Source organism: Cytobacillus kochii, assembly GCF_044790165.1.
Classification (GTDB): domain Bacteria; phylum Bacillota; class Bacilli; order Bacillales; family Cytobacillaceae; genus Cytobacillus; species Cytobacillus kochii.
On record NZ_CP085254.1, the window covers coordinates 1,685,228 to 1,705,442 of the forward strand.

The following is a 20,215-nucleotide window of genomic DNA, read 5'->3' on the forward strand; positions in this document are numbered from 1 at the left end:
GCTTTTTGGGTTATAAGTTATTTCCTGTAAAATATGGTTTTCTCCCATATGTTTTTTTGATCTATTTAATGTTTCCGATTGTTGTTTTAATAAATGAAACAGGGGTAAAGGCAGTGGTTGGATGGATGCTTTTATGCCTTTTTTTTCTATCTTATAGGAAACTTTTCTTTGATCCACCAATATCCTCTTATATGGGTTGGTTAATACTACAATTGATCATTATTATTATTTTTGCTTATTTTTATCAACCTTCATTAGTATTGCTCGGATTCTATTGTGCAAATTTTATCGGGTGGCTGCGTAACTCTAAGATGTTTATCATTAGTATGATTTTATTTGTCATCTCTTCCAGTTTACCTGTTATTTTACAATATGAAATGTTGAGCGAATACTTTTATCTCGTCGTAATGGTTGTTGTTATGGTTATATCTCCTTTTGGTATTCACTCCATGTCGACGAAAATGGAGTTAGAAGAAAAATTAAATGAAGCAAACGAACAGATTGAAGTATTAATTAAAAGAGAAGAGAGAATGAGGATAGCTCGGGATTTACATGATACACTCGGACATACACTATCTTATATAACATTAAAATCTCAACTCGTAGCAAAAATGACTAAGCATCAAGCAAATCCCCAAGTTGTCACCAAAGAGGTAAATGAAATCGAGCGGACTTCACGGATTGCCTTAAAACAAGTAAGAGAGCTAGTGGCAGACATGCGAGTTTTAACAATTGCTGAAACGATTAGTGATTGTAAAGAGATATTAAATTCAGCCAATATTACGCTGGAGGTAACAGGGCTGAATAGATGTGACAATATAACATCAATGATGCAAAATATGATCAGTATGTGTATAAAAGAAGGAATTACAAATATCGTTAAGCATTCTCGGGCGACTCATTGTGTAATTGGATTATCGCAAAATAATTTAGGGATAGAGGTAACTATTTCAGACAATGGAGTAGGGTTTAATCGAGACACAAAATTAGGGAATGGTTTAAAAGGCATGTCGGAACGTCTAGAGTTAGTTGAAGGTAGTTTGAAGTTTTTTCATTATGAAAGAGGGTTATCTGTCAATGTATTCATTCCAATTGTAGAAAGAAAGTTCGGAGGTGCTTAAATGATATGATAAGAGTTTTAATAGCTGAAGATCAGCAGATGTTAAGAGGAGCGTTAAGTACATTATTAAACTATGAGGAAGATATAGAAGTCATAGCGCAAGCGAATAATGGAAAAGAAGCAACAGAATTAATTCATCAATTGGCACCAGATGTATGTTTATTAGATATTGAAATGCCTATAAAGAGTGGATTAGATTTAGCAGAGGAAATATTTGAAGCAAAGTCATTATGTAAAGTTATTATTTTAACAACGTTTGCTAGAACAGGCTATTTTGAGCGGGCAATAGGAGCAGGAGTTCACGGATACTTGTTAAAAGATGGACCGAGTGAAGAGTTAGCTGAAGCCATTAGGCGTGTGATGAATGGTCAGCGAATGTTTTCTCCGGAGCTGGTATTTAATCAATTGAGACAAGATAACCCACTCACTTCCAGGGAAAAGGAAGTGTTGAAGCTTGTTGCATCGGGTTTAACTTCAAAGGAGGTTTCGGCGCACCTTTTCTTGTCTGCTGGAACGGTGCGCAATTATATGTCAGAAATCATTAATAAGTTAGAGGCAAAGAATAGGATTGAAGCAATAACTAAAGCAAAGGAGAAAGGTTGGATATAGTGGTTTACATAAAAGGTGGAACGCCCTTACTAAATTCAGTTATTAATGTAGAAATTGATTGTAATTGTTGATCATCTAAGTCAAATGCTACCTTGACTTTATTTTCTAAATCCGATGTGACTCGTCTTTTACCAACTTCAACAAGTGCGATGAGCGAGAAGCTGCAGCTCACAATTCGAGCGAAGTCTCGTTGTGTCATATTATAACTTTTTCTAATAAATTTTATCATATCTTTATTCATATTTTTACTCAAATTCATCACCTACTATTATTGCAAATTTAAAATCACGCTCTCTATAAAATTAGCACTTTTTTACGTTGTTTGTCAAAGTATATTGTTGACAAATAACATTTTACCTGTTAGCGAATGAGTTGTTTCCTCATTGTAAAGATATAGTAGACAACAGTTATCTTCATTCTAATTGATTGCAAATCATAATAAAAAAAGAGACTGGGATTCATACTTTCCCAGTCTGCTTCAAATTAGACAATTTCTATGTTAGTTGTCTTTTGACTTCGTTTGTCAATTATTTTCTTAATGTAAATGATTAACACGATGATCGATAAGACTGTCCCAATTGTTAAAGATATTGGATAAGATAATTGCAATCCTTCAGGTGCGTAAAATATATAAGTAGCAGAGACCCCTGTCATGAACATAGCTGGAATTCCTGTTATGAGGTGCTGCTTATTAGATTTTAATAGGAAACTTGTTGCTGTCCAAAGCATGATCGTGGCAGATAATTGGTTGGTCCAACCAACATATCTCCATAAAAAGGAATAATCAATCGTTGCTAAAAGAAATGTCGGGACACCCACTAATAATGTGACAAGTAGTATCTGTCCATTCCCTTTAAAGTTCAAGTACTTTGAAATAGTTTCAGAAAGCATCATTCTCGATGAACGTAACGCAGTATCTCCTGTTGTAATAGGTAGAATAATAACACCAAGTATCGCTAAAATGCCCCCTAATGTACCTAATAATGAAATGGAAATTTCATTCACCACTCCTGCTGGCCCACCGGTCGCTAAAGCTTCCTGTAAGCCCCCTGTTCCCCCGAAGAAGGTCATTCCTGCTGCTGCCCAAATAAGGGCGATGATTCCTTCGCCAATCATTGCTCCGTAAAACACTTTTCTTCCATCAGACTCTTTCTTTAATGTTTTTGATACAATTGGACTTTGTGTGGCATGGAAACCAGATATTGCTCCACATGAAATGGTAACCATTAATAGTGGCCAAATCGGCAATCCTTCAGGGTGTAAATTGCTAAAAGTTAAATTTGGAATAGGTTGGCCATTAAATAGTAAAGCGATACCAATGGACACAGCCATAAAGATTAATATCGCACCGAATATCGGATAAATTCTACCAATAATTTGGTTAATCGGGAGAACCGCTGCAATAATGAAATAAGCAAATACAATCATTAACGATACAGTAAAACTAAGTGGAGTAATAGAAGAAATTAATTGGGCTGGGCTTGCTGTAAAAGCAGCTGCTACCAAAATCATTAATATAATGGATAATATATTAATAAAAACTTTCATTCCATTCCCTAGATATCTACCAACGAGATTAGGAAATTGTTCTCCCTTATGTTTGAGTGAAAGCATTCCTGAAAAATAATCATGTACAGCTCCAGCGAAAATACAGCCAATAACAATCCATATAAACGCGACGGGCCCGTATAATGCCCCCATTAATGCGCCAAATATCGGACCGGTGCCGGCAATATTTAATAGTTGAATAAGATTTCCTTTCCACCAGCTCATTGGGACAAAGTCCATGCCGTCTGCCTCCGTATATGCTGGGGTTTTTCTGCTATCATCGATACTAAAAACTTTCTCTACGAATTTCGAATAAAACATATATCCAAGAATAAGTAATACAATTGCTACAAGGAATGTTGCCATATTTAAGTGCCTCCTGCTGATGTGAAATATTTCTGAAACTTTGGAATATATGATGTATTGTAAGTGCTTTTTTGCTGTAAAGCAATACTTTTTCAGAAAAATGTTATTTTTATATAATTTTCTAATAGATGAACTTATTATTGGCTATTATGAACCTCTGAACGGGGCAGAACATAATTTGGTATTATATGTTGTCAGAAGAAAAATAAATAAAGGGAGGTAAGTGTTTATGACCATTATTATTCAGTCACAGGAGAAGCCCCCTATTCATTCATTTAGTCCTATACAACAAGATATTTATAGAGCGCTTGATTCTTCACCACAGCAATTTTTTTATGATTCTGCTTTTGTTTTTGAATTTGAGCTACTATTAAGAGAAAAACTAATTCAAGCCGCTTACCAATTACATGAAAGTAAAGCAGAGTTCGCTCCATTTGATGTATCAAGATTTAATCCTCAGATTTGGACAAAAACGAAGTACGGTTATGTATTAAAACCATATATATTACCCTCGGATGCGATAATGGACGTGTTTCATAATAGCCACTTATATGCATTTGAATGTTCTACAGCTATTGTATTGTTATTTTATAAATCAGTATTGGATTCGATTTCGATTAGTCGATTTAACACGTTATTTCAAGGTCTTTTAGTTTGGGATTGGAATTATGATCAAGACTTAGGTATAGATACACGGATAGGAAGAGATTTCATCCCAGGAGATGTTGTTTACTTTTATAATCCCGATTTCGAACATCCAATATGGACGGGAGAAAATGCAGTCTATTTAGGTAATGACCGATACTTTGGACACGGAGTAGGATTGGAAAGTGAGAGAGGGATGATAGAAGCGTTGAATACGCTAAGAAAGCCAGGATCGACACAGGATGCGTATCTTATTTCACAACATAGTCGCTTAAGTTACAAATACCTTTCACAATTTGCACGTAGAGTACCACATCAGAATTACGATTCTTCTATTTTCCAATTACTTTAATAGTAATACTTAATATGTCTCATAAAGGCATATTTTTTTTGTTCGTGGGCATACAAAAAATAGTAACTTTATTGGTGCCTTAAGGAGTTTTTTATAATGAAATTAATTGATGTATTTAACTTATTACAAACGGACTTAAAAGAAAGTGATCATGAACTAGTGAACGGTTTAACAACAGATTCAAGGAAAGTAAAACGAGGATATTTATTTATTGCCATTTCCGGTTTTGAAAAGGATGGTCATAAATATATAGAAGAAGCAATTAAAAATGGAGCGATTGCTGTGATAGGGGAAAAGCGATTATCGCTCACTGTTCCGTATATTACAGTTCGGGATTCTAGAAAAACATTAGGTATTTTAGCAAGCATATTTTATGCGCACCCCAGCAAAAAACATCGCTTAATTGGGATAACGGGCACAAACGGTAAAACAACTACAGCTTATCTCATCCACCATCTCCTGAAAGAAGCAGGGTATTCTTGTGGAATGATAGGCACGATAGAAAATAATATTAATAACCAAACAAAAAAAGCTAAAAATACAACTCCAGACGCATTAGAACTACAATCTTTATTAGCCGAAAGTAGGGATGATTTTATCATACTAGAAATTTCATCCCATGCACTCCATCAACATCGTACAGAAGGATTACAGCTTGATATAGCTATTTTTACAAATTTAACTCATGACCATATGGATTATCATCATACGATTGAAGAGTATTACAACGAGAAAAAGAAAATCTTTTCTCTACTAAAAGATGAAGGTGTTGGATTAGTAAACATTGAGGATACATGGGGAGCGAAAATAGCACTTGAGCAGGAGCATAATAAAATAAAAACAATTGGTACAGCTGGGGATTATGAGTTGCAGCTCATGTTTAAAGATGCAAAATATCAGTTGAAATTATCAAATGTTAAAAGAGATACTATTGTAGCAGATTCACCATTACCGGGGAAACATAACCTTTATAATACAGCTATCGCTATTGCTGCTTGTCTTGAATCGGGCATATCAAAAGAGGTAATATCGCAAGGATTAATGAATTTTAGAGGGGTACCTGGTAGATGGGAGAGATTTCATAATAAGAAAGGGGCCGTATTTATTATTGATTATGCTCATACAGAAGATGCTCTCACCTACCTTCTTCAAACAGCTAAGGAAAATAGAGCAAAAAAAATATATATGGTTTTTGGATTTCGAGGGAAAAGGGATAAAAGCAAGCGAGTTAAAATGGTGAAAGTGGCATCTACTTATTGTCGGCAGTTTATCCTGACATCAGATGATATAAATGGGGAGAGTAAAACGGTTGTAGAAGAAGAGTTAAATAACTTAACAAAACCATTTACAAATGGGGAAGTCATAATGGATCGTACAATGGCTATAAAGAAAATGTGGGAAATAGGAGGAAGTGGTGATTGGATATTTGTTATAGGGAAGGGGCATGAGAATTACCAAGATATTTTTCACCTTCAAACGAAAAATGACATTGAAACCATCCAATATTTAATAGAATGGGAAAAAGGTGAAGATCGTTAATATTTATTCCTCACTTTGAGCTATTAACGATAAATGATCAGTGACAATTGCGTCAATATCCCAACACCTCACACTAGCTAATTGTTTTTTAGTATTAATTGTCCAGATAATTGTTCTTAATTGAGCTTGTTTCATTGCGGACATCACTTTTTTGTTTACCATTGTCCACTTCAAACTCACATAATCAAATTCCTGCGCTATTCTTTTTATGTCTTTAGTTTGAAGGGGGTAATTGACTAATAAGGCCAATTTCACCGAGGGCATGAGCGTTTTTATCTTCCTTAGTGAGTCGAGGTTGAAAGACTGAATTATGATTGAATCAGTAGAATATTGCATCAGTAAAGAATGTAGTAAGCTTTCAATGCCTGGGTTTTTTTCAGGCTTTTTTAATTCAATTAAAATACCTATTTGATTGTAATATTTATTCAATACATCTTTGAGTAATGGAATTTTTTCACCTTGGAAGGTTTGAGAGAACCAACTCCCGGCATCAAATTGGCATAACTCTTCATATGTATAATCAGATACTTTACCTGTCCCATTTGTTGTTCGATCAATTGTTGCATCATGTATGACAACGATTTGTCGGTCTTTAGTTAACTGGATATCTAATTCAATCATGTCAGCACCTAATTGAAGCGCACGCTCAAAAGCAATCATGGTATTCTCTGGACATGTTCCGGCAGCACCTCTATGAGCAATTTTTTGAAAGCTGGGATGAAAGAACTTGTTTTGTTTCTTAAACATTAATGCCAATTTAGCATTAATCGTATGATAAGCTCTTCTCACTTGTCTCATTCTGATGCCCCTTTCTCATGATTTTTGCTTATCGTAAATGACGATGACACCTGTTGTCAATCCCAGTCCTCATATTTAATTTTACCACCAGTCAATGCGATTGTTTGATGTTCCCCTTGATATATTAGCTTACCATCCTTCTTTACTACTAATTTTTCATAGGTAAACACTTTTTGCCCTGAAGGTAGTTGAACAACAATTTTCTCGCCATAATCAGTCTTAGGTGCTTCAATAACAATGATACTTCTACTATAAAAGTAAAGTGATGTAATAGCAGTAATCATAAGTGCTATGAGAAGAATCAGTATTTTATCTAAATTAAAATGTTGCTTTCTATTCCTTTCTTGACGTGTCAAACAGTTCCCTCCTATTCTATATTCAACATATTCAGATGGAAGAAAATCATGACAAATTATGAAAAATTTGAAACCAATCGCCCGCTCATTCGTATGTATGTTACAACCTATTTTTTTACGAGGGGGAGTGTGAATTTGTGTGAAAGAAAGGAAAGTATAGAAAACAAGGATGATGATGATGGAAGTTTTTTTAAACCTATCCGTTGAAACACTGTATTTGTATGCGTTGATTATCTCAGGAGTACTAATTATTCTTTTATTCTTTTTTGGGGATGTATTAGGTGGAATAGAGGAGGCTAGCCCTTTTCTTAATCCAATATTAATACTTGCCTTTATCGTCTTTTTATCAGCAAGTGGTTATTTATTTGAAGTATTAACTTCGTTGAATAGTATTCCCATTGCATTAATCTCTGTAATTATTGCCTTTATTTTTTCCGTACTATTAAATGTGTTTATACTTGTTCCAATGTCATCTGCTGAAGAATCGCTTGTCTATTCAGAAGACTCGTTAAGGGGACGGGTAGGAGTTATTATCATACCAATCCCAGAAAAGGGCTATGGTGAAGTATTGATTGAGAGCTATTCAGGTAGAATTTCTAAAACAGCTGAAAGCCTTAATGGGCAGGCAATCGCTAATGGCGAAAAAGTATTAGTCATTGAGGTAAAAGAAAGTCGAGTCATTGTTACGACACATGAACAGATATAAAGGAGGAGAAACCTATGCTTTTAATATGGATTGTTATAGGAATTGTAGCGGTTTTAATTGTTGCGCTATTAGGAATTTTTGTTACGAAATATCGTACTGCTGGACCAGATGAAGCTTTAATTGTGACAGGTAGTTACTTGGGCAATAAGAATGTACATGTAGATGAAGCAGGTAATCGTATTAAAATTATTCGTGGTGGAGGAGCGTTTGTATTACCTGTTTTCCAGCAAGCAGAGCCTCTTAGCTTATTATCAAGCAAATTAGAAGTCTCAACTCCAGAAGTATATACAGAACAGGGTGTACCTGTTATGGCAGATGGAACGGCTATTATTAAGATTGGTGGCTCGATTGGTGAAATTGCGACTGCGGCAGAACAATTCTTAGGAAAAACGAAAGAAGATCGTGAAAATGAAGCGAAAGAAGTATTAGAAGGTCATTTACGCTCAATACTTGGTTCAATGACAGTAGAAGAAATTTACAAAAATCGTGATAAATTTTCACAAGAAGTTCAGCGCGTCGCTTCGCAAGACTTAGCGAAAATGGGTTTAATTATCGTTTCATTTACTATCAAAGATGTAAGAGATAAAAATGGCTATCTGGATTCATTAGGTAAACCGAGGATTGCCCAGGTAAGAAGAGATGCAGACATTGCTACGGCAGAAGCAGAAAAAGAAACGCGAATAAAGCGAGCAGAAGCCGATAAAGATGCACAAAAAGCAGAATTAGAAAGAGCGACGGAAATCGCTGAGGCTGAAAAAGAGAATCAAATGAAAATGGCGGATTATCGTCGTGATCAAGATATCGCTAAGGCACGAGCTGACCAAGCCTATGATTTAGAAACAGCGAGAGCAAAACAAGAAGTAACAGAGCAAGAAATGCAAATTAAAATTATTGAGAGACAGAAATCGATTGAATTAGAAGAAAAGGAAATACTACGAAGAGAAAGACAGTACGATTCCGAAGTCAAGAAAAAAGCAGACGCAGATCGTTATTCAGTGGAACAGTCAGCAGAAGCTGAAAAACGGAAACAAATTGCCCAAGCAGATGCGCATCAATATCGAATAGAATCAGAGGCGCGTGCAGAAGCAGAAAGAGTACGTGCAGATGGGTTAGCCAAAGCAGAAGCACAAAAGGCACAAGGTGAGTCAGAAGCTGAAATTATTCGCTTGAAAGGTTTAGCAGAAGCAGAAGCAAAAAGAAAAATCGCTGAGGCATTTGAGCAGTATGGGCATGCAGCGATTATGGATATGGTTATTCAAATGTTACCAGCATACGCGAAAGAAGTGGCAAGTCCACTATCTAATATTGATAAAATTACAGTTGTAGATACTGGTAGTGGAGCAAAAGGTGGAGCGAATAAAGTGACAGGCTATGCCACTGACCTAATGACAACAATGCAAGAATCTGTGAAGGCATCGTCAGGCTTGGATATTAAGGAATTAATTGAAAATTTCTCAGGCAAATCCAATATTAAACAAAGCATTGAGCAATTAGGCATGGATATTAAAACGGAAAATCATAAAAAGGAAGCGTAATAGTGGGTGAAAAAAACAGCAGTGAGCATTAACTCACTGCTGTTTTGTATTCATTTATTCAGCTGTTTTTAAATCTTCAATAGAATCAATATCCATATATTCAGGTACAACTATTCCTAATTTCGTTCCTTCTAAGTTAGAACCGAGATCTTCAAATTTACCTTCAAATTTATCATAATAATCAGCATGAGTTAAAGGTAACCATCCAGCAACATGGGCATCAAGACTACCTTCAGCAACACCAGTCCACATTGGACCCGCCTCAACTTGACTAAGAGTTACATCGTAACCTAAATCAGTTAAAACTTTACTGATTACATTTGTACTTGCGATTTCAGTATCCCAAGCAACATAGCCTAAGCTAAGTTTTTCACCATCAACAGATTCAACACCATCAGTCCATTCTGATACGAGGTCTTGGTTATTCTCAACCCATTCAGCTGCTGCTTCTGCAGGATCTTGTCCTTCCGAAATCTTCACCATCACATCATTCATGTGTTCTTCATCCCAATTGAAAGCATCTAATACTTGATAAGCGCTTGGCTTGTCCTCAGCTAGACCATTTCTAACGATTGTATGGATATTTTCCTCTTCTCCAAAAGTACCTTTAGGGTCTTCTAAATATTTTAGATCAAATTGTGAGAACATCCAATGTGGACTCCAGCCTGTAATAATAATAGGTTCTTCAGCATTATAAGCCTTTTTCAATGAAGCTGTCATTGCCGCACTAGAGCCTTCAACTAAAGTCCAATCACTTAATTCATATTCTTCAAGTGTTGAATTTGCCGCTTTCATAATGCCTGCACCAGGGTCGATACCAATAATTTCGTGATCAACCTGATCTCCTACAGTTGCATTTTCGTCTGTTTCATTTGATCCACATGCTGCTAGTCCTAATGCGACAGCCGGAACCATTAAGTAAGATAACCATTTTTTCTTCATGTTAGAGTCCTCCTAGTTTTTTTTCTTTCCTATATTTTGAGTAAGCCTGTCAAGGATAATAGCCATAACGACAATCGCAAGACCTGCTTCAAAACCTGTACCAATTTGAATCTGTGTTACTGCACGATAAACATCCGCACCTAAACCTGGCGCACCAACCATTGATGCGATAACAACCATTGATAAAGAAAGCATAATACTTTGGTTAATACCTGCCATAATCGTCGGTGTTGCTAACGGTAGTTGTACTTTTAGTAATCGTTGTTTAACAGTTGATCCAAAAGCTTCAGTTGCTTCAATAATATCGGTAGGGACTTGTTGAATCCCAAGAATGGTCAAACGGATAGTCGGTGGTACAGCAAAAATGACAGAGGCAACTACACCTGGTACAACCCCAATACTAAAGAAGAATATAGCTGGAATTAAATAAACGAATGCCGGCATAGTCTGCATAAAGTCAAGAATGGGTGTAACAATTTGTTGTACAGTTCTTTTTTGTGAAGCCCAAACACCTATTGGTAGTCCAATAATGACGGTAATAATAACCGATGTTAAGACAAGGGATAGAGTTTGTAACATACCTTCCCAATAGCCGAGATTTTGTATTAATAACAGTCCAATCAATGTGAAAAGAGCAATGCCCTTGCTAGCCAATTTCCACGCAAGTAATGCTAAAATAATGATTAAAATCAATGCTGGGATAACCATTAACACTGTATTCATACCATTTACAATCGCTTCAAGTGCAATCGTAATACCGTCAAATACAATCGCAAAAGTAACAGTCAGCCAATCTACAAAGGCATCTATCCAGCTTGCGACGGGAATTTTAGGAATAAAGCTTTCTTCCATGATTAGTACACCTCCTTAATAGATTGATCTTGAGTTGTACTCGTATCATGTTCAAAATCATTAATGGCATCGTTATTGCCTGCGAGTGCAGCAATTACGGCACCACGAACGAGAATACCGTTCAAGCGGCCATTTTCGTTTACCACTGCTACAGGAATGGAGGCAGTAGAAACAATATCAAAGAGATCTGTAAGTACGGTATCTTCCGTTACTGTTTGATAACTTGTATCTAATATCTCTTCGATTGTTTTTCCTGAATCAACTGCTTCTTTTGCTGCTGTTGCATGGACAATACCGCGAATATTTTTCTTTTTATCAACAGCATAAATACTTGAAATACCTAGTTTCTTCATTAATTGTAGGGCTACTCTTGGTCCTTTATCTACCTGCACAGTTTCCGCTCTCTTCATTACATGTTGAGCTGTAAGTACTTTCGATAAATCCACATCTTCAACGAATCTTTCAACATATTGATTAGATGGGTTCATCAAAATCTCTTCAGGTGTACCAATTTGTACAATGGCACCATCTTTCATCAATGCAATCCTATCCCCGATTCTTAGCGCTTCATCTAAGTCATGTGTAATGAAGACAATCGTTTTTGCCATCGAGCTTTGTAAATCAAGGAGTTCATCTTGCATATCTTTTCGAATTAACGGGTCAAGAGCGCTAAAAGCTTCATCCATTAATAAAATATCCGTATCATTTGCTAAAGCTCTTGCTAACCCAACACGCTGTTGCATACCACCACTTAGTTGATCAGGATATTGATTCTCATAACCTTCAAGTCCAACAAGTTTTAATGCATCAAGTGCTTTTTGTTTACGGATATCCTTGGCCATTCCTTGAATTTCTAAGCCATATTCTGTATTTTCTAGAATGGTACGATGGGGGAGTAGGGCAAACTTTTGAAAAACCATGCTTATTTTCTTTCTTCGAGTTTCTCTTAGTTCGTCCTTGGACATTTTTGTAATGTTCTTTCCATCAATAAAAATGTCTCCAGTTGTTGGTTCGATGAGTCGGTTGAGGGTTCTTACTAATGTAGATTTACCACTACCAGAAAGTCCCATTATGACGAAAATTTCACTATCATAAACATCAAAATTGGCTTGGTTAACACCAATGGTTGCACCCGTCTGTTTAAGAATTTCATTTTTACTTTGGCCCTCATTTAAGAGTTGAGTGGCCTTTTTAGTGTTTTTGCCAAATATTTTTGATACTTGACTTACGCTAATTTTTTTTGCTCTCTCATCCATTGTTTCACCTCGTTTTAAACTTATATATGTTTGTTTTTACAGGATTTGGATCATATTCGAATGTAATGGTTTTTGTTATTAGGTACTTTTTGTATTTACCTACTTTGTGAAATATACGCAACCAAACCGTTATATTATTAATCGTTTTGTAACAAAAACTACAAAATGAGACAATTTTCATCATTCTTAATTATGAATCCTCGTTCTATTTTCCTGTGAATTACGACCTCCTTAATTGTAGGAGTTTAGAGAAATAAGAGCAAAGTTCATATATTAGCATATTCTATAATATAGTTTGTACAGTAAAAACTGTACGAACTGTATACAGTGAATTCTTATAAATGCTCTCGAATGCTCGATATTCCAATTGTTGTGCTTTCTTTACATAGGAGGAAAAAATGATAAGCTAACATTATAAGTTTCTCGACATGACAGGTTTTAGTTAACTATAATGAACAATAATTAATATCAATGAAATAAAAATGGGTGTGATGATGAAACAATGTATGAAGAAAGGTTAGACAAAGCAAGAGAAAGAGTAATTGAAACCATTTCTCAAAATATGAATTTATACGGGATAACGCCATCTGTGGGTAGATTATATGGTTTATTATATTTTCAAGCAGTACCAATGACGTTAGATGAAATGAAAGAAGAATTAGGTATGAGTAAAACCAGTATGAGTACCTCTGTAAGAAATTTATTAGAATTAAAAATGGTGGAAAAAGTATGGAGAAAAGGGTCAAGAAAAGATCAGTATCAAGCAGAAGAAGATTGGCATCAAACATTTGTTGATCTTTTTACAACGAAGTGGAGACCGAGTATTTCCATGAATATTTCCGCAATCGAGAAATCATTAAAGGAAATCAATTTATTATTAGAAGAGGAAAATGCTCCAGAAGAGGTTTTAGCAGCAGCTCGTGAAGATGTAACAAAATTACATGAGGCACTAAATTATTATGATTGGTTAGGGCGATTAGTGAATAGTTTTGAAACAGGTGAAATTTATCAACTTGTGACAAAGGAAAGAAATTCTTAAATAACGTTTTATATAATTACTAACCTATCAATATATGGTGTTGTTACGTAACAGATACCACCAAATATATAACTAAAAAAGAAACAAAACCCCTTTTTCTTCAAATGAATTTTTGAAAAAGAAGTTTGTCTACACTCTGAAAGCCACAGCTCTAGTTGCTGTGGCTTTTAATGTTGGTTCACATCAAATGTGGTCTCAGTTACTGAGATAAAAGGGGTGGACAAAAAAAGGAGCGTCTCAGTATGGAGAATCACCGTTCTCATAGGTGCATACATAACTAATAACCATATATATATTAACATGCGCTGCATTCAGGGGATGAGAATATTAGGAACGCCGAGCAGAATGGACTTGCGCGTATTCAGAAGGAAAACGATGAATGAGAGGTACGGAAAAGGGGTTAGTAAGTCACTCAGAAGGAAAACGATGAATGAGAGGTACGGAAAAGGGATTAGCAAGTCACTCAGAAGGAAATCGATGAAAGAGAGCTATGGAAAAGGTGTTAGCAAGTCACTCAGAAGGAAATTGATGAGAGAGTGCTTCGCAAAAAGAATTAGCAAGTCACTCAGAAGGAAATCGATGAGAGAGTGCTATGGAAAAGGTGTTAGCAAGTCACTCAGAAGGAAATCGATGAATGAGAGCTACGGAAAAGGGGTTAGCAAGTCACTCAGAAAAAAAACGATGAATGAGTGCTTCGCAAAAAGAATTAGCAAGTCACTCAGAAAGAAATCGATGAGTGAGTGCTAAGGAAAAGGGATTAGCAAGTCACTCAGAAGGAAATCGAAGGGTGAGTGCTACGGAAAAGGGATTAGCAAGTCACTCAGAAGGAAATCGATGAAAGAGAGCTATGGAAAAGGGGTTAGCAAGTCACTCAGAAGGAAATCGATGAAAGAGAGCTATGGAAAAGGGGTTAGCAAGTCACTCAGAAGGAAATTGATGAGAGAGTGCTTCGCAAAAAGAATTAGCAAGTCACTCAGAAGGAAATCGATGAGAGAGAGCTATGGAAAAGGGGTTAGCAAGTCACTCAGAAGGAAATTGATGAGAGAGTGCTTCGCAAAAAGAATTAGCAAGTCACTCAGAAGGAAATCGATGAAAGAGAGCTATGGAAAAGGGATTAGCAAGTCACTCAGAAGGAAATCGTTGAGAGAGAGCTACGGAAAAGGGATTAGCAGTTCACTCAGTAGAAAATTGATAAATGAGTGCTTCACAAAGTAGGTTTGCAAGACATTCTTCAGAACGTAAACCAGAAAAGAAAGCCGAGCAATTTATATATAAACCGGTAAGAGTTGGATGAATGGGTTCAAGAGACAGAAAATACACTCCTCTTGGATAAGCCTATAGTTATTTGCCCTAAAAATGTGCATTTGACTATCGCACATATTAGGTTAGTTGAATAGGATATATAGAATCAAGATAAAGGAGGTTATTCAAATGTCAGAAGGATTTGGATACGGTGGAGGCTTTGCACTCCTAGTTGTTTTATTTATTTTGTTAGTGATTATTGGAGCTTCTTGGGGATACGGTGGCTACTGATAACCTAAAGGTTTTGGGATAAAGGGTAAATATAAAAAATAGGAGGAGATCTTTTTATGTATGGTTACGGTGGAGGCTGCGGTTATGGCGGTTACGGATACGGTGGCGGATGTGGCGGTTTCGGTGGCGGTTTTGCACTGATCGTTGTATTATTCATCCTTTTAATCATCGTTGGAGCTGCTTGTTTTAGATAATTGCTAAATAAAAAGAGGGGATGCCAATAAAGGCATCTCCCTCTTTTTATTTCATTTAGGCAAAATAATTAATCTATTGGTGCATTAATATAAAGTTTTCCTTCAGCGATTTCCGTTGCTTTATTGCCAAAGCTATCTTTAACAGTGACTTCAATTTCTGCACCAGGAGCTACAACATTAGAAGTTGCAGTATAATAACCAACATAGTGACCTGGAGATGTTTCCATAATTGGTAGGTCATTTACGTTTGTGGTTTGTGCACGTAAGTTTGTTAAAGGCATTTTTAATGCAAATGTTGCTTTTAAGCCTGGCTCGCTGTCAAATTCAATTTTCACTGTTTGACCAGCTGCTAATTCTCTATCTTCACCTGGTTGAAGATTTTCAATATCTAGGCTTGAGTATTTGGCTTCAATTGTTACAGTTTCAGTCGAAGAGTTACCCGCTTCGTCAGTAGCAACAACTGTAATTTCGTTTGTACCTTCATCTAATAAAATACGTTTTGAGAATGTACCATCAGATACATTTGCATTTTGGCCATTTACTGTAACAGTATCTAAGTGGTCATCAGAAACCGTTCCTTCTACAGTCACCGCTTCTTTATTTGTTTTCGAACCATCTTCAGGACTAGTAATAGCAAGTGATGGAGCTTCTTGATCTAATGTAATTGTCACTGGCTCTGAAGGATCCGTTTCACCAACCTCGCTTACACCTGTAGCAGTTAAGACATTTTCACCTTCATTTAATTCAACATCTAAGCTGAATTCACCCTCTGCACTAGCAGTTGTTGTTCCAGCTTCTTCATCACCATTGTACACTTTAACATCCACATTTGGTTGTGTTGAACCTTCCACAGTTACTGTTTCTTCATTAGTATAACTTCCATCAGCTGGGGAAGTAATAGTTGGTGATGTTAATTCATAGTTTACTACCGCACGAATCATATAATTTCCTTCAGCAGCAGGTGAAGCTGACCAAGCGCCACCAACTAATTGGAAGCTTCGTCCAGCGTTATCTCCATTCTCATCTGTTCCTAATCCAGGAGCATTAGGGTTAGGGTCTGTTTGAATATAAACCATGAAGAAATCACCATCTACTGTTACACCTTCAGTGGCAAGATCGACATGTGTCCATTCACCATTTCTTAATGCTGTTGCATCAATAGGTCCAGCTAGTTTTTCACCAGGGGTACCATTGTCTGTTGCATCATAAATCGCAACTTGGAAATCTGTTCCACCAGGTGTTGGAAAAGATGTATCCCAGAATCGGAATAAACCGCCAGTAACCATTGCAGATTCTTGACCCTCTTCAAGACTCATACGAACACCCCAGCCATTGCCAGCATCATAGAATGCACGTGCGTTTTCAGCTGTACCATCATCATAGCCAATTTCACCTTCAAAACCGATGAATGGCTTTAGTTCGATATTTACTTCCACGTTTTCTTCATCAAGTGTAACCGTCACATCTTTACTTGAATAAGAGTTAGCCATTACACGTAGAGTGTATTCACCTTCATAAGCCGTAATTGAATAGTTACCATTTTCATCTGTTGTAACTGGTGTTACTTTTGCATCCTCAACAAGAAGGATAGTTGCTCCAGTAATTGGTTCACCTGTTCTTTCATTTGTTACTGAACCATTAATTGTCCCTTGAGGTAGTTCATCTAAGACGAAGTTTGCAACTGCTTCTCCATCTGCTTCAACATTTACGGTTTGCGTTTCTGAAGCAAATCCATATGTTTCTGCTAAAAGAGTAAATTCGCCAGCCGCGTGAACTAATTGGTAAGAACCATCAGCAGGGTTCGTATTTACAGATCTACCTGATTCAAGTACACTCACCTTTGCACCAAGTGGTAAAGACATAGGAGTTGCTTTTTTGTCAGATCCTTTTTCAACTGTAGCATTTTCCGTATTAGGTTGGATCTTATCAGCGTTTACTGGTTTCGCGTCTTTTTTTGCTTCAGTTTTCGTATCTTTCTTTTCTAATGTAACTTTTCCAGTTTTCGCAGTTTCAAGTGGTGTGTCTGTTAATGCAACATCATCAATGTACCAACCAGGTCTGGTTACAGAACCATCAGTTGTTAAGTTAAAGCCGATATAAACCCTTTGACCTGCATATTCACTTAAATCAACCTCGCCATCAACCCAATCATTTGAAAGATTAGTATATCTAGCAAGTTGAGTCCAATTTTCTTGGTCTGTTGAGACGAAAACATGGCCATAATCATAATTATTTTCGATGTTATACCATTGTTTAAATTGTAAAAAGCTATTTCCTTCTGGTAAATCGATAGGAGGCATAACAAGTGTCATGTTTGCATTACTTGCATATTGACTGTCTAAGCCAGTTGCAAATACTTTTTCTCCAGAGAAAGCACTTTCAGGACCTGTAGTCGGTACACCCCACTCCCAGTTATTAGCGGCGCCAGAAGAAGTCCAGCCAGCTGGTGTGGATTCAAAGTCTGTTGAATAGCCAACTGTAATACCAGGCAATACAGATACCTCATACATATCACTTTCAACAGTGTTTCCACCGAAGTCAGTCACAATGAATTTATAGGAGACAGAAGGTTCAGCAATGTCATCTCCTGGAATAACTGTACTATACGTGCCAGATTTGTAATCCCCGCTATCACGTGTAGCTGTAACTGTTTTTGTGCTTCCATCAGCAGCTGTATATTCAACGGTTACATTTGTTACACTTACATTGTCAGCAGCTGAAACTTCTAGTGGTAAATCCATACCAGCATAAGTTTCTTCAATTGCTTCATGTTCTAATGTTGGTGCTTCTTCATCTTCGCCATCTTTAGCGACAGTACCCTTAATTGTCCCCAATCCATCTAAGATAGAGTTAACAGCATCGTAAGCGTTTACTAATCCATTACCGAAGCCATTGTTAGGTACTTCTGTATATGTTTCATTTGTTAAAGGTATCGCAGTAGAAGAAATAATCTCTTCCATATCTTCAACAGTTAAACTTGCATTCACTTGTCTAAGAAGAGCTGCAACAGCTGCAACATGTGGACCTGCCATGGAAGTCCCGTTCCAGCCACCTTCATATCCACTGCCAGGTACCGATGAGCGGATATTTACACCAGGAGCTGAAATATCTGGTTTAATAATGCCTCCATAAGGGGAAGGTCCTAATAATGAAAAGCTTCCTAGGTTATCATTGATGTCCGTTGCTCCAGTTGTGTACGCTTCTGGTAAGTTACCAGGGTTCGCAACTGAACCAGGACCACCTGGATTAAATAAAGTTGTATTTCCTGCAGAGAATTCAGGGAAGATTTCAGCAGCACGCCATGCTTGAACTACTTCTCTATACCAATCATCGATTCCAGGACCGCCGCCCCAAGAATTGTTAACCACATCTGGCGCCATTGCTGGGTTTGGATTCCCTTCAGCATCTGTAGGGGCTAAAATCCACTCACCAGCTGCAATTAATTGAGCATCAGAACCGCTACCGCCAGCATCTAATGCTTTAGCAGCAATCCATTCTGCGCCAGGCGCAACACCGATTTGGTTGCCACCGTCTGGCTCAGAACCAACCATAGTACCCGTTACATGTGTACCGTGACCGTGGTCATCATAAGATTCTTCATTGCCACTTACAGCGTCGAAGAAATTGTACTCATGATTTGGTGATTCTGGATTAGCAGGATCAAACCCACGATATTTCTCTTTTAATGCTGGGTGATTCCATTGAACACCTGTGTCAATGGAAGCAACAACTGTACCTGAACCGTCTATGCCCATTTCCCACACAGCAGGTGCTCCGATATGATCAATATTCCATTCAATATTATTGATCTTACCAGCTTCTTCCGCTTTTGCTTGCTCTTCTACCGTTGGTGTATGTAGCTTTCTTGTTTCATTTGGTAGAATTTTTTCCACTTCAGGGAAAGTAGCGAGTTGTTCCATTACATCTTTAGTTGCTGTAACAGCAACCGCATTTACGATAAAGAAAGATTGAACTTCTTTTGCGTTCCCTTTCTTTTCTTGTTTTTCAAGGTAAGAAAGCACATTATCTTGTGTTTCAATTGCCACTGTTCTCATATCTGAAACAATAGCTGAACGTTTCATATATTTTGCTTGAGCAGCAGACTGTTTTTGAGCAGCTGCAGCTTTTTCTGCTTTTTGTGCTGATTTTTGAGGATCAGCTTTCTCTTTGAATTTCACTAAAAATGTGACTTGTTCTTCTTTTTTAAATTCTTTCGTCAATGTTTTGCTTATTTTGTTTTCTGCTACTTCACTAGCTGACTTTGCTACAGAGGTACTTACACCTTTATTACTAGCAGAGCTGATGCTAGGAAACATCATTGGCACGATTAAGAAAGCAATCATGGCAATACTTAGTAGACGAAACCAACCATTTTTTCTTTTACGCTTCAAGTAATTCCCCTCCTAAAAATGTTTTCATTATATTTGAATGATCCTTGTTATTCACCTCCTCATATATTGAAGGAGTGTTTACTTTTTAAAATAAAAGTAGCTCTCCTTATGATTAACACTCTAGCTAACGAAGGGCTTCGAAGTTGTCGGAAAATGTCGAATTTTTTGTTCGTTTTTTAAAATGAGTTAATCGTAATAGCGAACAAATCAATAATTAGTACATTTGAATCCAATGCTATGAGAATTTTTGCCGATTCTTTGCTTGTTTTCTAAAAAAAGGACAGATAATTGATTAAATTTTTAGAAAATTAAGTAATTAGTAATTGTGTTGGAAAATCTTACAATTTTTTATAAGTCTTTTGATTGCGTTCATAAGTATAGGGTCGATAGTAAGAGGAGAGGAGTTTGATGTTCGTTCTATGGGTAAAAAGAAA

At 36.8% G+C, this 20,215-nt stretch carries 18 protein-coding genes and 1 pseudogene; 11 read left to right on the plus strand and 8 right to left on the minus strand.

Features of this window, described 5'->3' with window-relative positions; translation table 11 throughout:
* Positions 1–5: 5 nt before the first annotated feature.
* On the plus strand, positions 6–1,121 hold the full coding sequence (locus LG276_RS08935; protein WP_404294119.1) for a histidine kinase: 1,116 nt from the start codon (positions 6–8) through the stop codon (positions 1,119–1,121).
* A 5-nt stretch (positions 1,122–1,126) separates the two neighbouring features.
* Positions 1,127–1,729, plus strand: coding sequence for a response regulator transcription factor (locus LG276_RS08940; RefSeq protein ID WP_281202703.1), 603 nt, complete (start codon positions 1,127–1,129; stop codon positions 1,727–1,729).
* A gap of 4 nt (positions 1,730–1,733) precedes the next feature.
* Here LG276_RS08940 and LG276_RS08945 read toward each other — a convergent pair whose 3' ends face one another.
* Positions 1,734–1,982 carry a helix-turn-helix domain-containing protein gene (locus LG276_RS08945; protein WP_306469957.1) on the minus strand — a complete coding sequence of 83 codons (249 nt, stop codon included), beginning with the start codon at positions 1,980–1,982 and terminating at the stop codon, positions 1,734–1,736.
* Positions 1,983–2,212: 230 nt separating this feature from the next.
* Complete coding sequence (locus LG276_RS08950) at positions 2,213–3,643, minus strand: carbon starvation protein A (protein ID WP_404294122.1); 1,431 nt, start codon at positions 3,641–3,643, stop codon at positions 2,213–2,215.
* Between the two features lie 229 nt (positions 3,644–3,872).
* Between LG276_RS08950 and LG276_RS08955 the strand changes: the two genes are divergently transcribed.
* Both LG276_RS08955 and LG276_RS08960 read left to right on the plus strand, forming a co-directional pair.
* Positions 3,873–4,640: a protein-glutamine gamma-glutamyltransferase gene (locus tag LG276_RS08955; protein ID WP_224937783.1), complete on the plus strand. Its 768-nt coding sequence runs from the start codon at positions 3,873–3,875 to the stop codon at positions 4,638–4,640.
* Positions 4,641–4,736: 96 nt separating this feature from the next.
* The gene (locus tag LG276_RS08960) at positions 4,737–6,179 is read left to right on the plus strand and encodes a UDP-N-acetylmuramoyl-L-alanyl-D-glutamate--2,6-diaminopimelate ligase (RefSeq protein WP_404294125.1); all 1,443 of its coding nucleotides are present in this window, start codon (positions 4,737–4,739) and stop codon (positions 6,177–6,179) included.
* Positions 6,180–6,182: 3 nt separating this feature from the next.
* Here the strand turns inward: LG276_RS08960 and LG276_RS08965 are convergent, their stop codons facing one another.
* Together LG276_RS08965 and LG276_RS08970 are read right to left on the minus strand one after the other, a co-directional pair.
* Entirely contained in the window at positions 6,183–6,977 is a 795-nt protein-coding gene (locus LG276_RS08965; RefSeq protein WP_404294128.1) for a glycerophosphodiester phosphodiesterase, read from the minus strand.
* Positions 6,978–7,033: 56 nt separating this feature from the next.
* The gene (locus LG276_RS08970; RefSeq protein ID WP_224937786.1) at positions 7,034–7,333 is read right to left on the minus strand and encodes a hypothetical protein; all 300 of its coding nucleotides are present in this window, start codon (positions 7,331–7,333) and stop codon (positions 7,034–7,036) included.
* A gap of 178 nt (positions 7,334–7,511) precedes the next feature.
* On the opposite strand from LG276_RS08970, the gene LG276_RS08975 reads away from it, so the two are divergent.
* Positions 7,512–8,039 carry an NfeD family protein gene (locus LG276_RS08975; RefSeq protein WP_224937787.1) on the plus strand — a complete coding sequence of 176 codons (528 nt, stop codon included), beginning with the start codon at positions 7,512–7,514 and terminating at the stop codon, positions 8,037–8,039.
* Between the two features lie 14 nt (positions 8,040–8,053).
* Entirely contained in the window at positions 8,054–9,574 is a 1,521-nt protein-coding gene (locus LG276_RS08980) for a flotillin family protein (protein WP_224937788.1), read from the plus strand.
* A gap of 54 nt (positions 9,575–9,628) precedes the next feature.
* Here LG276_RS08980 and LG276_RS08985 read toward each other — a convergent pair whose 3' ends face one another.
* Genes LG276_RS08985 through LG276_RS08995 form a run of 3 tightly spaced genes read right to left on the minus strand, consistent with a single transcriptional unit; the run spans position 9,629 to position 12,624 of the window.
* Positions 9,629–10,516 (minus strand): glycine betaine ABC transporter substrate-binding protein, encoded by an 888-nt coding sequence (locus LG276_RS08985; RefSeq protein ID WP_224937789.1) that lies wholly within the window; start codon positions 10,514–10,516, stop codon positions 9,629–9,631.
* Between the two features lie 12 nt (positions 10,517–10,528).
* Positions 10,529–11,368: a proline/glycine betaine ABC transporter permease gene (locus LG276_RS08990; RefSeq protein WP_224937790.1), complete on the minus strand. Its 840-nt coding sequence runs from the start codon at positions 11,366–11,368 to the stop codon at positions 10,529–10,531.
* Positions 11,369–11,370: 2 nt separating this feature from the next.
* On the minus strand, positions 11,371–12,624 hold the full coding sequence (locus LG276_RS08995) for a glycine betaine/L-proline ABC transporter ATP-binding protein (protein ID WP_404294131.1): 1,254 nt from the start codon (positions 12,622–12,624) through the stop codon (positions 11,371–11,373).
* Positions 12,625–13,126: 502 nt separating this feature from the next.
* Here LG276_RS08995 and LG276_RS09000 point away from each other — a divergent pair.
* The 5 genes and pseudogenes from LG276_RS09000 to LG276_RS09020 form a co-directional block, all read left to right on the plus strand.
* Positions 13,127–13,663, plus strand: a complete 537-nt coding sequence (locus tag LG276_RS09000; protein WP_289433381.1) for a GbsR/MarR family transcriptional regulator — start codon at positions 13,127–13,129, stop codon at positions 13,661–13,663.
* 375 nt (positions 13,664–14,038) lie between these two features.
* Positions 14,039–14,410 carry a hypothetical protein gene (locus LG276_RS09005; RefSeq protein ID WP_404294134.1) on the plus strand — a complete coding sequence of 124 codons (372 nt, stop codon included), beginning with the start codon at positions 14,039–14,041 and terminating at the stop codon, positions 14,408–14,410.
* 87 nt (positions 14,411–14,497) lie between these two features.
* Complete coding sequence (locus LG276_RS09010; RefSeq protein ID WP_251161386.1) at positions 14,498–14,878, plus strand: hypothetical protein; 381 nt, start codon at positions 14,498–14,500, stop codon at positions 14,876–14,878.
* A 216-nt stretch (positions 14,879–15,094) separates the two neighbouring features.
* Complete coding sequence (locus LG276_RS09015; RefSeq protein WP_224937794.1) at positions 15,095–15,196, plus strand: YjcZ family sporulation protein; 102 nt, start codon at positions 15,095–15,097, stop codon at positions 15,194–15,196.
* A 113-nt stretch (positions 15,197–15,309) separates the two neighbouring features.
* Positions 15,310–15,390 (plus strand): annotated as a pseudogene (locus tag LG276_RS09020) (YjcZ family sporulation protein); the annotation flags it as partial.
* Positions 15,391–15,458: 68 nt separating this feature from the next.
* Here LG276_RS09020 and LG276_RS09025 read toward each other — a convergent pair.
* A complete protein-coding gene (locus tag LG276_RS09025; protein WP_404294138.1) occupies positions 15,459–19,781 on the minus strand; it encodes a S8 family serine peptidase in 4,323 nt (1,440 codons plus the stop codon).
* Positions 19,782–20,215 lie beyond the last annotated feature (434 nt).